Origin of the sequence: Pseudomonas sp. BO3-4 (genome assembly GCF_034044115.1) — a bacterium.
Taxonomy (GTDB): Bacteria; Pseudomonadota; Gammaproteobacteria; order Pseudomonadales; family Pseudomonadaceae; genus Aquipseudomonas; species Aquipseudomonas alloputida.
Map to the genome: position 1 here is coordinate 4,492,875 of NZ_CP139018.1, position 13,545 is coordinate 4,506,419.

Below are 13,545 nucleotides of genomic sequence, written 5' to 3' on the forward strand. Positions count from 1 at the left end.
CTGGTTGCTGGACCCGGTCTTGCTTATCAGCCTTGGCTGCTAAGCGGAATTTGGTGGAGCTAAGCGGGATCGAACCGCTGACCTCCTGCATGCCATGCAGGCGCTCTCCCAGCTGAGCTATAGCCCCACAATGTCGCTTTGAACTGAACCGCTGGCTGGGTGCCTGGCGTTTCGTTTTCGTTCATCGCTGTGGACGGGGCGCATATTAAGTTCGGATTGCAGGGCTGTCAAACGAATTTTTAAAAATATCCAAAAATTTTTTCACAGATAACAATCACTTACCGCCCTGCTCCACTCAATCCGGCTACTTGGTCCTCAGGAATATGCCTGTGGGAGCGGCCTTGTGTCGCGAAAGGGCCGCAAAGCGGCCCCGACGGATTTGCGTCGAGTCAAAGATTGTGGGACCGCGTTGCAGTCCTTTCGCGACACAAGGCCGCTCCCACAGTGCTCAACAGCGGTGCTCGGAAAACGGTCAGCCGATGGAGCCCAACAGCTTTTCCCACTCTTTGTTTTCTTTCTTCGACACACCACCCAACAGGTCCAGGGCCTGGCGCAGGCGGTAGCGCGTCAGGTCGGGGCCGAGGATTTCCATGGCGTCCAGCACCGAAACCGAGCTGGCCTGGCCCGTGATGGCGGCGAACATCAGCGGCATGGCGTCACGCAGCTTCAGCTCCAGCGCTTCGACCACGGCCTGGATGCAACCGGTGATGCGCTCTTTTTCCCACTGACGCAGGCTTTCAAGCTTCCACAGGATCAGCTGGATCACCTGGCGCACCTGGTCGGCCGACAGTTTCTTGCTTTCGAACAGTTTGGCGTCCAGCTTGAGCGCGCCTTCGAAGAAGAACCCGCCCAACGGGGCAACCTGGCTGAAGGTTTCTACCCGGCCCTGCACGTGCGGGGCAATCTTCATCATGTAGTCGCTGTTGAACGCCCATTTCTGCAGGCGTGCGGCGAATTCCTCTACCGGCAGCTCACGCAGCCACTGGCCGTTGAGCCAGGACAGCTTCTCGATGTCAAAGATCGGGCCGCCCAGCGAGATACGCGACAGGTCGAAGTGCTCGACCATTTCGGCCAGCGAGAACTTTTCGCGCTCGTCAGGCATCGACCAGCCCATGCGGCCAAGGTAGTTGAGCATCGCTTCAGGCATGAAGCCCATGCGCTCGTAGAAGGTGACCGAGGTCGGGTTCTTGCGCTTGGACAGTTTGGATTTGTCCGGGTTGCGCAGCAGCGGCATGTAGCACAGCTTGGGCTGCTCCCAGCCGAAGTACTCATACAGCTTGATCAGCTTGGGCGCCGATGGCAGCCACTCTTCACCACGCAGCACGTGGGTGATGCCCATCAGGTGGTCGTCGACCACGTTGGCCAGGAAGTACGTCGGCAGGCCGTCGTTCTTCATCAGTACCTGCATGTCCATGCGGTCCCACGGGATCTCGACATCGCCGCGCAGCATGTCCGGCACCACGCAGATACCCTCGCTCGGCACCTTCATGCGGATCACGTGCGGCTCGCCAGCGTCCAGGCGGCGCTGCACTTCTTCGGCGCTCAGCAGCAATGCACGGCCATCGTAACGCGGGGTTTCGCCGCGAGCCTGCTGCTCGGCACGCATCTGCTCCAGCTCTTCGGCGGTGCAGAAGCAGTAGAAGGCGTGGCCGGCGTCTACCAGCTCTTTAGCGTATTTGGCGTAGATTTCGCCACGCTCGCTCTGCCGGTAAGGGCCGTGCGGGCCGCCGACATCCGGGCCTTCGTTCCATTCGATGCCAAGCCAGCGCAGGGCGTCGAAGATCTGTTGCTCCGACTCACGCGTGGAGCGCAGCTGATCGGTGTCTTCGATGCGCAGGATGAACTCACCGCCGTGCTGCTTGGCAAAGCAGTAGTTGAACAGGGCGATGTAGGCAGTGCCGACATGGGGGTCGCCGGTAGGCGATGGCGCAATACGCGTGCGTACGGTGGTCATGGAGAGTCTCGAACGAAAGATGAAACAAAGGCGGGATGTTAGCAGGAGGCGGGCACCGGGCTCCAGCAATGGCGCGAACGTCACTTGTCGACAGGCCCGGTGCCGCTGTTAAATTTGTTTACATTTCTGGAACGATAGTCCCCATGCCTGCCCAACTCAAACGCCGCCTGACGCTCTTCTTCGCCCTGGTGGCCATCATCGCCCTCGCCTTCCTGGGCCACTGGTACTTCAAGGGCCGCTTCTACGAGAGCACCGACAACGCTTACGTGCAGGGTGAGATCACCCGTATCTCCAGCCAGCTTGGCGCACGTATCGAAACGGTACCGGTCGAGGACAACCAGCACGTCAGCAAGGGCGACCTGCTGGTGCGCCTGGAAGCCGCCGACTTCGAGCTGGCGGTCGAACGCGCCCGTGCCGCCCTGGCCACCCGCGAAGCCGAGTACGCACAAGCGCAAAGCCGCCTCACCCAACAAGGCAGCCTGATTGCCGCCGGCCAGGCCCAGTTGGCGGCCACCCAGGCCACGTTCGACCGTTCACGGCTGGACCTGAGCCGTGCCGAGAAGCTGCGCAAGCCGGGTTTTGTCTCTGAGGAGCGTGTCACTACCCTGTCGGCGGACAGCCATGTCGCCGGCTCCCAGGTCGACAAGGCCCGCGCCGACCTGCAAAGCCAGCGCCAGCAGGTCACCGCCCTGAACGCCGAACTCAAGCGCCTCGATGCGCAAATCGCCAATGCCCGCACCGACCTGGCCCAGGCCGAACTGAACCTGACCCGCTGCGAAATCCATGCGCCGATCAGCGGCACCATTGGCCAGCGTAATGCGCGCAATGGCCAAGTGGTGCAGGCCGGCGCCTACCTGCTGTCGATCGTGCCGGATGAAGACATCTGGGTGCAGGCCAACTTCAAGGAAACGCAGATCGGCCGCATGCACCCCGGCCAGCGCGCGGAGCTGTTGTTCGACAGCTACCCCGACACACCGATCGAAGGCCGGGTGGACAGCCTGTTCGCCGCGTCCGGTGCGCAGTTCAGCCTGCTGCCACCGGACAACGCCACCGGCAATTTCACCAAAGTTGTGCAGCGCATCCCGATAAAACTCACGTTCAGCGCCGACAACCCGTTGCACGGGCGTATTCGCCCCGGCATGTCGGTGACCGCCACCGTCGACCTGCGCAGCGCAGACGAAGGCCACAATGGCCGGTGACCAACTGCTGCGCCCCACGGCGGAGCCAACCCGACGCGACTGGATCGCGGTGATGAGCGTGATGCTCGGTGCCTTCATGGCAGTGCTGGATATCCAGATCACCAATTCCTCGTTGAAGGACATCCAGGGCGCTCTGTCGGCGACCCTGGAAGAAGGCTCATGGATTTCAACCTCCTACCTGGTGGCGGAAATCATCATGATCCCGCTAACGGCCTGGCTGGTGCAGCTGCTGTCGGCGCGGCGCCTGGCGGTGTGGGTATCCAGCGGTTTTCTGCTGTCGTCGCTGCTGTGCTCGATGGCCTGGAACCTGGAGAGCATGATCCTGTTTCGCGCCTTGCAGGGTTTCACCGGTGGCGCGCTGATCCCGCTGGCCTTCACCCTGACGCTGATCAAGCTGCCCGAGCACCACCGCGCCAAAGGCATGGCGATGTTCGCCATGACCGCCACTTTTGCCCCCTCCATCGGCCCCACCCTGGGCGGCTGGCTGACCGAGAACTGGGGCTGGGAATACATCTTCTACATCAATATCCCACCGGGCCTGCTAATGATCGCCGGCTTGTTATACGGGCTTGAGAAGAAAGAGGCGCACTGGGAGCTGCTGAAAAGTACCGATTACGCCGGCATCGTCACGCTCGGCCTTGGGTTGGGCTGCCTGCAGGTGTTTCTCGAGGAAGGCCATCGCAAGGACTGGCTGGAGTCGCACCTGATCGTCGGCCTGGGCAGTGTTGCCCTGGTCAGCCTGATCACCTTCGTCATCTTGCAGTTTTCCAAGCCACACCCACTGATCAACCTGCGCATCCTCGGCAACCGCAACTTTGGCCTGTCGAGCATCGCCAGCCTGGGCATGGGCGTGGGCCTGTACGGCTCGATCTATCTGCTACCGCTGTACCTGGCGCAGGTACAGGGTTACAACGCCTTGCAGATTGGCGAGGTGATCATGTGGATGGGTATTCCGCAGTTGTTCCTGATCCCGCTGGTGCCGCAACTGATGAAGGTGATATCGCCCAAGGTACTATGCGCGCTGGGTTTTTGCCTGTTCGGCGCTGCCAGTTTCGGTTCGGGGGTGCTCAACCCGGACTTTGCCGGGCCGCAGTTCAACCATATCCAGATCATCCGCGCCCTGGGCCAACCGATGATCATGGTGACCATCTCGCTGATTGCCACCGCGTATATCCAACAACAGGATGCAGGGTCCGCGTCGAGCCTGTTCAATATTCTGCGTAACCTCGGTGGCGCGATTGGTATTGCCTTGCTGGCCACCCTGCTGGATGCGCGCACCAAGGTGTACTTCGACTACCTGCGCGAATCGGTGGTGCCGAGCAACCCGCAGGTGGCTGAGCGGCTGGCGCAACTGGCGGAGCGCTTGGGCAATGACAATGCGGCGCTGGGAAAACTTAGCGAGATTACCCACCAGCAGGCACTGATCATGGCTTACAACGATGCCTTCCACTTTGTCGGGATCGGGTTGGCGGTGAGCATGGTGGCGGTGTTGCTGACCCGCAAGTTGCCGGAGGGGCTGAAGGCTGGGGAAGCCCATTGAGGCTATTACAGATCAGATGCGGTCCCTGTGGGAGCGGGCATGCCCGCGAACACCGGCGCAGCCGGTGCCAGCCACCGCGTTGAATTCTTCGCGGGCACGCCCGCTCCCACAGGGCCCGCGCCCGGCTTCAGCTGCTAATCAACCGCTCCCGCAGCTGCGCAATCTCGTCACGCAGCTGCGCCGCAGCTTCGAACTCCAGGTCGCGGGCGAACTGCATCATTTTTTCTTCAAGCTGCTTGATGCGCTTGGTGATCTCGCCCGGCGTACGCAGTTCGGCCTCGTAACGGGCGCTCTCCTCCGCCGCCTTGGCCATGCCCTTGCGCTTCTTGCTGCGCGCACCAGGCACGGCGGCACCCTCCATGATGTCGGTGATGTCCTTGACCACGCCCTTGGGCACGATGCCGTTGGCTTCGTTGAAGGCGATCTGCTTCTCGCGGCGACGCTCGGTTTCGTCAATGGCCCGCTGCATCGAGCCTGTTACGTTATCGGCATACAGGATGGCCCGGCCATTGAGGTTACGTGCCGCGCGGCCAATGGTCTGGATCAGGGAGCGCTCGGAACGCAGAAAACCTTCCTTGTCCGCATCGAGGATGGCCACCAGCGACACCTCGGGCATGTCCAGGCCCTCGCGCAGCAGGTTGATGCCCACCAGCACGTCGAAGGTGCCCAGGCGCAGGTCGCGGATAATCTCCACCCGCTCCACCGTATCGATGTCCGAGTGCAGGTAGCGTACCCGCACGTCGTGGTCGGCCAGGTAATCGCTGAGGTCCTCAGCCATGCGTTTGGTCAACGTGGTCGCCAGCACTCGCTCGCCTGCTGCGACACGCTTGCGGATCTCGGACAGCAGGTCGTCGACCTGGGTCAGCGCCGGGCGCACCTCTACCTGCGGGTCGACCAGCCCGGTCGGGCGCACCACTTGCTCCACCACGCGCCCGGCATGCTCAGCCTCGTAGGGGCCCGGAGTGGCCGAAACAAAAATGGTCTGCGGGCTGACATCCTCCCACTCGTCGAAACGCATCGGCCGGTTGTCCAGCGCTGAAGGCATGCGGAAGCCGTACTCGACGAGGGTCTCCTTGCGTGAACGGTCGCCCTTGTACATGGCGCCGACCTGCGGAACGCTGACGTGGGATTCGTCGATCACCAGCAGCGCATCGGGCGGCAGGTAATCGTACAGGGTGGGCGGCGGCGCGCCGGCCGGGCGCCCGGACAGGTAACGCGAGTAGTTTTCGATGCCGTTGCAGTAGCCCAGCTCGAGGATCATCTCCAGATCGAAGCGGGTGCGTTGCTCCAGACGCTGCGCTTCGACCAGCTTGTTGGCCTTGTGCAGGTACTCCAGACGCTCCTTCAGTTCTTCCTTGATGCCCTCCACTGCTTCCAGCAGCGTTTCCCGCGGGGTGACGTAGTGGCTCTTGGGGTAGAAAGTGAAACGTGGCAGCTTGCGGAAAACCTCGCCGGTCAACGGATCGAAGGCGGCGATGTTCTCCACTTCATCATCGAACAGCTCGATGCGGATGGCTTCCAGATCCGATTCGGCCGGGAAGATGTCGATCACGTCGCCGCGTACCCGGAAGGTGGCGCGGGCAAAGTCCATTTCGTTGCGGGTGTACTGCAGGTCGGCCAACCGGCGCAGCAGCGCGCGCTGGTCGAGCTTGTCGCCACGGTCCACGTGCAGAACCATTTTCAGGTAGGTCTCGGGGCTGCCCAGACCGTAGATGCACGACACGGTGGTCACGATGATCGCGTCACGCCGCTCCAGCAGCGCCTTGGTCGCCGACAGGCGCATCTGCTCGATGTGGTCGTTGATCGAGGCGTCCTTCTCGATGAAGGTGTCTGACGAAGGGACGTAGGCTTCCGGCTGGTAGTAGTCGTAATAGGAAACGAAGTACTCCACCGCGTTGTTGGGGAAGAACGCCTTGAACTCCCCGTACAACTGCGCGGCCAGCGTCTTGTTGGGCGCCAGCACCAGCGTTGGGCGCTGCACCTGCTGGATGACGTTGGCAATGCTGAAGGTCTTGCCCGAACCGGTCACCCCGAGCAACGTCTGGTGCGACAGCCCCGCCTCGATGCCTTCGACCAACTGGCGGATAGCCTCGGGCTGGTCGCCAGCCGGCTGGAAACGTGTGACGAGCTGGAACTCGGACATGAAGGACCTCGCGGTGCAGCAGCTGTAAATTTAGCCAGTAGTCTATACCCAAATGCGCCCGTTCGGGGGCGCTTTCAAGGTACAGGTGTGGGCGCGCCCAACGGTGGACACGGCATTTAGACCAATGGTCGAAAAATATTTGCGCAAATAGCCCCAAAAGCTGCGCCAGAGTGTCGCGGTGACCGGTCGGTATCACTATACTGACTCCCCGTTTGTGCACCGCTTCAGTGCATTCGGCTGGAGCGTGTACGCCCTATCACACTCCAATCAGAGCCAAGGTAACAATGAGCCTGTTTTCCGCTGTCGAGCTGGCACCCCGCGACCCTATTCTGGGCCTCAACGAAGCATTCAACGCCGACCCACGTACCGACAAGGTCAACCTGGGCGTAGGCGTGTATTGCAATGAGGAGGGCCGCATTCCGCTGCTGCGCGCCGTGATCGAAGCCGAAACCCAGCGTGCCGCCCAGCACGCTTCGCGCGGCTACCTGCCGATCGACGGCATCGCCACCTACGACCAGGCTGTGCAGAAGCTGCTGTTCGGCGCCGAGTCGCCACTGCTGGCCGCCGGCCGCGTGGTCACCGTGCAGGCCGTCGGTGGTACCGGCGCACTGAAGATCGGTGCCGACTTCCTCAAGCGCCTCTCGCCCAACGCCGTGGTTGCCATCAGCGACCCTAGCTGGGAAAACCACCGTGCGCTGTTCGAATCGGCCGGCTTCCCGGTGCAGACCTACCGCTACTACGATGCGCCGACCAACGACGTCAACCGCGCCGGCATGCTCGAAGACCTCAACGCCCTGCCGTCCGGCTCGATCGTGGTCCTGCACGCCTGCTGCCACAACCCGACCGGTGTCGACCTGAACCTGGACGACTGGAAGAACGTCCTGGAAGTGGTCAAGGCCAAGGGCCACGTGCCGTTCCTCGACATGGCCTACCAGGGCTTTGGTGACGGTATCGCCGAAGACGCCTTCGCCGTGCGCCTGTTCGCCGAGTCGGGCCTGGAGTTCTTTGTTTCCAGCTCGTTCTCCAAATCGTTCTCGCTGTACGGCGAGCGCGTCGGCGCACTGTCGATCGTCACCGCCTCCAAGGACGAGAGCACCCGCGTGCTGTCGCAGGTCAAGCGCGTGATCCGCACCACCTACTCCAACCCGCCAACCCACGGCGCAACCATTGTTGCCACCGTGCTGAACAGCGCAGAACTGCGCCAGATGTGGGAAACCGAATTGGCCGAAATGCGTGAACGCATCCACGGCATGCGCAAGCAGATGGTATCGCTGCTGGCCGAATACGGTGCCAACCGCGACTTCAGCTTCGTTGGCCGCCAGGTTGGCATGTTCTCCTACTCGGGCCTGACCGTTGAACAGGTCGCCCGCCTGAAGAACGACTTCGGCATCTATGCCCTGGACACCGGCCGTATCGCGGTGGCCGCGCTGAACCAGAGCAACATCCACGTGGTGACCAAAGCGATCGTGGAAGTGCTGTAACTCATTGTTTTGCCTGGGGGTGGGTTGACTTCTCCCGGGCAATCAGTAAGATACGCGCAGATTCCGCGATAGCTCAGTCGGTAGAGCAAATGACTGTTAATCATTGGGTCCCTGGTTCGAGTCCAGGTCGCGGAGCCAGACATTGAAGAAGCCCCCGGATGCGCAAGCAACCGGGGGCTTTTTCGTTGCGCTGGAATTATTGGCCAGCAACGGTGAACGGCGGGCGGAGATTGGCCAGCAGGCCCGGCCCATTCACGGGCGAACCGGCGCCAACGGCCTGTGCCGAATCACCGATGCGTGTGCAGGACCGGGTTTACCCGCGAAGAGCCCGGCATCGCCAACATAGGCCTCAGCCGCGCCCGATCGGGTAAAACGCCCCCCGACTCCACACCCCAAGCCATTCCTCCCCGTCGATCACATGCGGCACCGCCAGCTCCACCAGTTGGTAAAACACATTGCGATGTATCAGCGCCTCCAGGTTGCTGCGCATCAGCACATACGGTGATGGCTCCTGCGTCACCGGGTCGATCACTACCCGCAGGGGGTTATCCGGCCCCGCCTCGACCTGGTCCTCGACATTGCTGGTAAAGCGCAGCACCTGCTGTTCGCCTTCGCCCTGCACGTCCAGCAGCACGGCCACGAATGGCGCATCGTCGACACGAATGCCAACCTTCTCTACCGGGGTAATCAGGAAGTAGTCATCGCCGTCGCGGCGAATGATGGTAGAGAACAGCCGCACCATCGGCTTGCGCCCGATCGGCGTGCCCAGGTAGTACCAGGTGCCATCGCGGGCGATGCGCATGTCGATGTCACCACAGAAATCCGGGTTCCACAGGTGCACCGGCGGCAGCCCCTTGGCCTTGGGGATCTGCGCCAGAAGGTCATTGGCCTTGCCGGAGTCGCTCATCACGCTTGCCTCATTCACTCATGCCCAGGAGGCTACGAGCGTACTCGCGCATCGGCGCACCAAGCAAATCCTCCGGCGTGTTGTCGTGGAACGTCAACAAACCGCCACGGCTCTTGATGCGTGCGGTGTCGATCAGGTAGCGGGTACTGGTTTCGATCAGCATCATCTGCACCACGCCAGAGTCCCAGCCCAAGCGGTCGACGGCCTGCTCGTCATACCACTCGTCACCATTGCCGATGCGATCGTCGGTACGTGCGAAGCGCGTGTACAACACGTAGTCCGCACCTACCGAGCGCGCCTGGGCGATGGCCTCTTCGAGGCCAAGCGGGCCCTGGGCACGACGCACCATCGGGAAGTATTCGACGAAGCTCTTGTAGGCCTGCTGGGCCACTGCATTCTGCCGAGGCACCGGCCCCTCGCCCGGCGGCACGAACGCACCCTGGCCAATGAAAATGAACGAATCAGGCTGCAGGCGGATCGACAAGGTGCGACGGGTTTCGCTGTGGTCCAGCAGACCGGCATCGCTCATGTGATAGCGGACGCCTTCGCCCATATCGCTGACATTCATGCAGCCGCCCAGCGCCATCAGCGCCAGCAGCAAGACCAGGCTACGCATCTTTCCTCCAGTGGCCGGCGACGAAAAACCGGCGAATAGCCGGCGGATGCAGCTTTTGCGCCAGCTTCAGCCACCGATCACTTTCATGACTGTCACGCCACCGGAGAAGGCCACGTCCTGCTTGTCAGCCAAAGCCTTGACCAACAACCGCTGCAAGGCCGGCAGCGCCTGATGACGCGGCTTCTCCAGCAGGTCGCCGACGAAGTGCCGGTTACCTGACGACAGGCAGCCATGCAGCCAGCCCGTAGAAGACAGGCGCAGCCGCGAGCAGGTCCGGCAAAACGGCACGCTTTCGTTGGCAATGATGCCGAAGTGGCCCCTGCCAGGGATGTGGTAACGCATGGCTGTGGCGTCCAGCGGCGCATTCACCTGGGCGTAGGTATGCTGGCCGCCGATCAGCGCAAGCAGCTGGTCGAGGCCTACAAACTGTTGGAGGAATGCGTTGCGATCGTGAGAGAGGTGACCCATGCGCATGAGCTCGATGAAGCGCAGCTCGAAGCCGCGCGCGAGGCAGTAATCCAGCAGCGGCAGTACCTGATCAAGGTTTTTCCCGCGCATCGGCACCATATTGACCTTGATTCGCATACCCACGGCGCGGGCCTGCTCCATTGCGTCCAGCACAGTGCCCAGGTCGCCGCCACGGGCAATCTGGCGGAAAGCCAGCGGGTCGAGGGTGTCGAGGGAAACGTTCAGCCGACGAATCCCCGCCGCCTGCAGTTGCGGCAACTTGCGCGCCAGCAACTGGCCGTTGGTGGTCAGCGAGACGTCGTCAAGGTCGAGTTTGGCCACGGCAGCCAGAAAGGCATCCAGGCGCGGGCTGACCAGTGGCTCACCGCCAGTAATCCGCAGACGCTCGATGCCGGCGGCTTCGATCAGATAGGCCACGCCACGGGCCAGGGCATCCGCAGACAGCTCGTCCTGCGCCGCCACCAGCCGCTTGCCGTCGGGTACGCAGTAGGTGCAAGCGTAGTTGCAGGCAGCCGTCAGGCTGACGCGCAGGTTGCGAAAGCGCCTGCCTTGACGATCGACAATCATGAATGACTCCGGCATGGATGAAGGGGCCGGCAAAACCTGACTCATAAATCAGGTTTTTGCAAGCCCCAATGAGCAATGCCGAATGTCCAGACGATAGCCAAACGCTTTGGGCTGCACTGCCGCGCAGAGAACGCACGACGCAGTGCTTATGGGAGCGGGCGTACCCGCGAAGAATCAAACGCGGTGCCTGGCACGGGCTGCGCCGGTGTTCGCGGGCGCGCCCGCCCCCATAGGGCCCGCGCAGTTTCGCGCAAGGGTCAGTTCGAGGGTTCCGGGTCGCGCTTGCGCTTGTTGCCCATACGCACGCCAATGTCCATCAGGAACTGGAAGAAGCCTTCCTGGTCCTCCAGCACATTGCTCCAGAACGGCGAGTGGTACAGCGCCACAGCGCCGTGCACCAGCGCCCAGGCAGCGCAGTAGTGGAAATACGGCGGCACGTCTTCGAGCTTGCCTTCGCTGATACGGCCCTTGATCAGCTGGGTCAGGCGGTCGAAGTTGGAGGCACGGATGCTGTGCAGCTGCTCGACCATTTCCGGCACCTGATTGCCCTTGACCACCTTTTCTTCAAGGCGGTCGAACAGCCGGTAGCGTTGCGGATCGCGCATGCGGAACTCGAAGTAGGCGCGCGACAGCGCTTCCTTGTCACGGTCGACGTCGGCCGAGTGCAACAGCTCATTCAGGTCACGCTCGTAATCGAGCATCAGGCGAAGGTAGATCTCCGCCTTGGACTTGAAGTGCTTGTAGATCGTACCTTTGCCGATGCCCACGGCGTCGGCGATCATCTCGACGGTGACGCTGTCTTCACCTTGCTCGAGAAACAGCTTGAGCGCGGTATCGAGGATTTCCTGTTCGCGACGGCGAAACTCACGGACCTTACGAGGTTCTTTCTGCATGGGAAGGACTGGATGACAATCGAAGCGGTTTATTATGCCTAACTTGCGGGAAATTGCACGGATCATCCACGCATGTCTGTGTTTCACGATGCATACAGCCATGCGCTGCGGGAGGAATGAAACGTTGGCGTATTCCAAATCTGTTTAAAAAACGTCCAATATGCACTGGCACTGCGCCAAACCTGACCAATACTTGAAGTGTTGGCGCGGCGCATCCCCCCCAGTGGCGCGCCGATAAAGGTGCTCAGGGACCGCGTACCTTTGTTTTACTCCTAATGGTCTTAACCCGGATTCCTCCCCCAGAACCCGGGTTTTTTTTGTGTTTTTGTGGGGAGGATGGTGTGACGGCTGTCAGGTGCGTGACGCAAGATTTTCAGCGCCTGTGAGATCGAGCGCCGCCCGCGCGGCGCTTCGCGGGTAAACCCGCTCCTACGTTTGTTTCGGGCCAATTAGGCCTGTGAGATTTGCGCGCGAACGCCTTGGCGCACCCCTCGATATCGCGTCGTACAAACAAGTCGGTCGCGCGCGCCTGGCACAGAAGGGAGATCGAGCGCCGCCCACGCGGCGCTTCGCGGGTAAACCCGCTCCTACGCTTGTTTCGGGCCAATTAGGCCTGTGGGATTTGCGCGCGAACGCCTTGGCGCACGCCTCGATATCGCGTCGTACAAACAAGGCGGTCGCGCGCGCGTGGCACAGAAGGGAGATCGAGCGCCGCCCGCGCGGCGCTTCGCGGGGAAACCCGCTCCTACGCTTGTTTCGGGCCAATTAGGCCTGTGGGATTTGCGCGCGAACGCCTTGGCGCACGCCTCGATATCGCGCCGTACAAACAAGGCGGTCGCGCGCGCCTGGCACAGGACGGACTGGCCCGAAACAAACGTAGGAGCGGGTTTACCCGCGAAGCGCCGCGCGGGCGGCGCTCGATCTCACAGGCGCTGCAAGGGTTGTGGCAGGCACCTTGTGCCCCTCACAAAATCTTTAACCCCGGTAAATCAAGCCACCCGCGCCAACGGGAACAATCGCTTGAAGTTGGCCGTGGTCTGCTCGGCCAACTGCTCATAACTGGCCCCGCGCAACGAAGCCACATACTCCGCCACCTCCCGTACATACTGCGGCAAGTTCGGCTTGCCGCGATGGGGAATCGGCGCCAGGTAGGGCGAATCGGTCTCCACCAGCAAGCGATCGACAGGCACCTGCCGCGCCACTTCCCGCAAGGCATCGGCATTGCGGAAGGTCACGATGCCCGACAGCGAAATGTAATAACCCAGGTCCAGCGCCGCCTTGGCCATGTCCCAGTCTTCGGTGAAGCAGTGCAGCACGCCCGCTTGCGGCAGGCTCGCCTCACGCAGCAGCGCCAGGGTATCGGCGCGCGCCGCCCGGGTATGCACGATCACCGGCTTGCCGGTCTGCCTGGAGGCCTCCAGGTGCAGACGGAACGAGGCCTGCTGCAGCTCTGCCGCCTCTGGCTCGTAGTGGTAATCCAGCCCGGTTTCACCAATCGCCACCACATGCGGGTGGGCCAATTCGCGCAACAGCCACTCCAACGCCGGGGTTTCGCCAGGGGCCAGGTCCAGCGGGTGCACGCCCACCGAGCAGTCGACGTCAGCGTACTGCTCGCTCAGCGCCTTCACTGCACCCGCATTCTCGGCACTGACGCCAATGCACAGGAAATGCCCGACCCCACGCTCACGCGCCGCCTGCAGGGCAGCATCGAGGGAGCCCTGGTGGGCACTGAGGTCAAGACGGTCGAGGTGGCAATGGGAATCTACGAGCATGGGAT

The 13,545-nt window shown here is 62.1% G+C and carries 10 protein-coding genes and 2 tRNA genes; 4 read left to right on the forward strand and 8 right to left on the reverse strand.

Translation table 11 applies throughout. The annotated features are described in order from the left end of the window. Window positions 1-51: 51 nt before the first annotated feature. Together REH59_RS20720 and gltX are read right to left on the reverse strand one after the other, a co-directional pair. Window positions 52-127 (reverse strand) — tRNA-Ala (locus REH59_RS20720). Between the two features lie 345 nt (window positions 128-472). After that, window positions 473-1,954 (reverse strand): glutamate--tRNA ligase, encoded by a 1,482-nt coding sequence (gene gltX / locus REH59_RS20725; RefSeq protein WP_003247183.1) that lies wholly within the window; start codon window positions 1,952-1,954, stop codon window positions 473-475. A gap of 143 nt (window positions 1,955-2,097) precedes the next feature. Here gltX and REH59_RS20730 point away from each other — a divergent pair, with 143 nt between their 5' ends. Continuing rightward, on the forward strand, window positions 2,098-3,153 hold the full coding sequence (locus REH59_RS20730) for an HlyD family secretion protein (RefSeq protein WP_004577219.1): 1,056 nt from the start codon (window positions 2,098-2,100) through the stop codon (window positions 3,151-3,153). 49 nt (window positions 3,154-3,202) lie between these two features. Beyond that, complete coding sequence (locus REH59_RS20735) at window positions 3,203-4,693, forward strand: MDR family MFS transporter (RefSeq protein WP_172830958.1); 1,491 nt, start codon at window positions 3,203-3,205, stop codon at window positions 4,691-4,693. Window positions 4,694-4,820: 127 nt separating this feature from the next. Here REH59_RS20735 and uvrB read toward each other — a convergent pair whose 3' ends face one another. Next, window positions 4,821-6,836, reverse strand: coding sequence for an excinuclease ABC subunit UvrB (uvrB, locus tag REH59_RS20740; protein ID WP_003247179.1), 2,016 nt, complete (start codon window positions 6,834-6,836; stop codon window positions 4,821-4,823). Between the two features lie 284 nt (window positions 6,837-7,120). Between uvrB and REH59_RS20745 the strand changes: the two genes are divergently transcribed. Next, window positions 7,121-8,317, forward strand: coding sequence for an amino acid aminotransferase (locus REH59_RS20745; RefSeq protein WP_003247178.1), 1,197 nt, complete (start codon window positions 7,121-7,123; stop codon window positions 8,315-8,317). A 62-nt stretch (window positions 8,318-8,379) separates the two neighbouring features. Beyond that, window positions 8,380-8,455: transfer RNA gene (locus REH59_RS20750), tRNA-Asn, on the forward strand. Between the two features lie 211 nt (window positions 8,456-8,666). On the opposite strand, the gene REH59_RS20755 is transcribed toward REH59_RS20750, so the two are convergent. From REH59_RS20755 to REH59_RS20775, 5 genes are all read right to left on the reverse strand, one after another. Next, complete coding sequence (locus REH59_RS20755) at window positions 8,667-9,224, reverse strand: DUF1285 domain-containing protein (RefSeq protein ID WP_003247173.1); 558 nt, start codon at window positions 9,222-9,224, stop codon at window positions 8,667-8,669. 10 nt (window positions 9,225-9,234) lie between these two features. Beyond that, complete coding sequence (locus REH59_RS20760; RefSeq protein ID WP_014861671.1) at window positions 9,235-9,840, reverse strand: DUF4823 domain-containing protein; 606 nt, start codon at window positions 9,838-9,840, stop codon at window positions 9,235-9,237. Window positions 9,841-9,906: 66 nt separating this feature from the next. After that, window positions 9,907-10,875 (reverse strand): GTP 3',8-cyclase MoaA, encoded by a 969-nt coding sequence (locus REH59_RS20765; RefSeq protein ID WP_012053287.1) that lies wholly within the window; start codon window positions 10,873-10,875, stop codon window positions 9,907-9,909. Window positions 10,876-11,132: 257 nt separating this feature from the next. Further along, complete coding sequence (locus REH59_RS20770) at window positions 11,133-11,768, reverse strand: TetR/AcrR family transcriptional regulator (protein ID WP_003247170.1); 636 nt, start codon at window positions 11,766-11,768, stop codon at window positions 11,133-11,135. A 989-nt stretch (window positions 11,769-12,757) separates the two neighbouring features. Beyond that, the gene (locus tag REH59_RS20775) at window positions 12,758-13,540 is read right to left on the reverse strand and encodes a TatD family hydrolase (protein WP_221101093.1); all 783 of its coding nucleotides are present in this window, start codon (window positions 13,538-13,540) and stop codon (window positions 12,758-12,760) included. Window positions 13,541-13,545: the final 5 nt, after the last annotated feature.

Coding starts and splice junctions, on each gene's coding strand:
- gltX (WP_003247183.1), bottom strand. CDS start 1,954: ATGACCACCGTACGCACGCGTATTGCGCCATCGCCTACCGGCGACCCC.
- REH59_RS20730 (WP_004577219.1), top strand. CDS start 2,098: ATGCCTGCCCAACTCAAACGCCGCCTGACGCTCTTCTTCGCCCTGGTG.
- uvrB (WP_003247179.1), bottom strand. CDS start 6,836: ATGTCCGAGTTCCAGCTCGTCACACGTTTCCAGCCGGCTGGCGACCAG.
- REH59_RS20745 (WP_003247178.1), top strand. CDS start 7,121: ATGAGCCTGTTTTCCGCTGTCGAGCTGGCACCCCGCGACCCTATTCTG.
- REH59_RS20755 (WP_003247173.1), bottom strand. CDS start 9,224: ATGAGCGACTCCGGCAAGGCCAATGACCTTCTGGCGCAGATCCCCAAG.
- REH59_RS20760 (WP_014861671.1), bottom strand. CDS start 9,840: ATGCGTAGCCTGGTCTTGCTGCTGGCGCTGATGGCGCTGGGCGGCTGC.
- REH59_RS20765 (WP_012053287.1), bottom strand. CDS start 10,875: ATGATTGTCGATCGTCAAGGCAGGCGCTTTCGCAACCTGCGCGTCAGC.
- REH59_RS20770 (WP_003247170.1), bottom strand. CDS start 11,768: ATGCAGAAAGAACCTCGTAAGGTCCGTGAGTTTCGCCGTCGCGAACAG.
- REH59_RS20775 (WP_221101093.1), bottom strand. CDS start 13,540: ATGCTCGTAGATTCCCATTGCCACCTCGACCGTCTTGACCTCAGTGCC.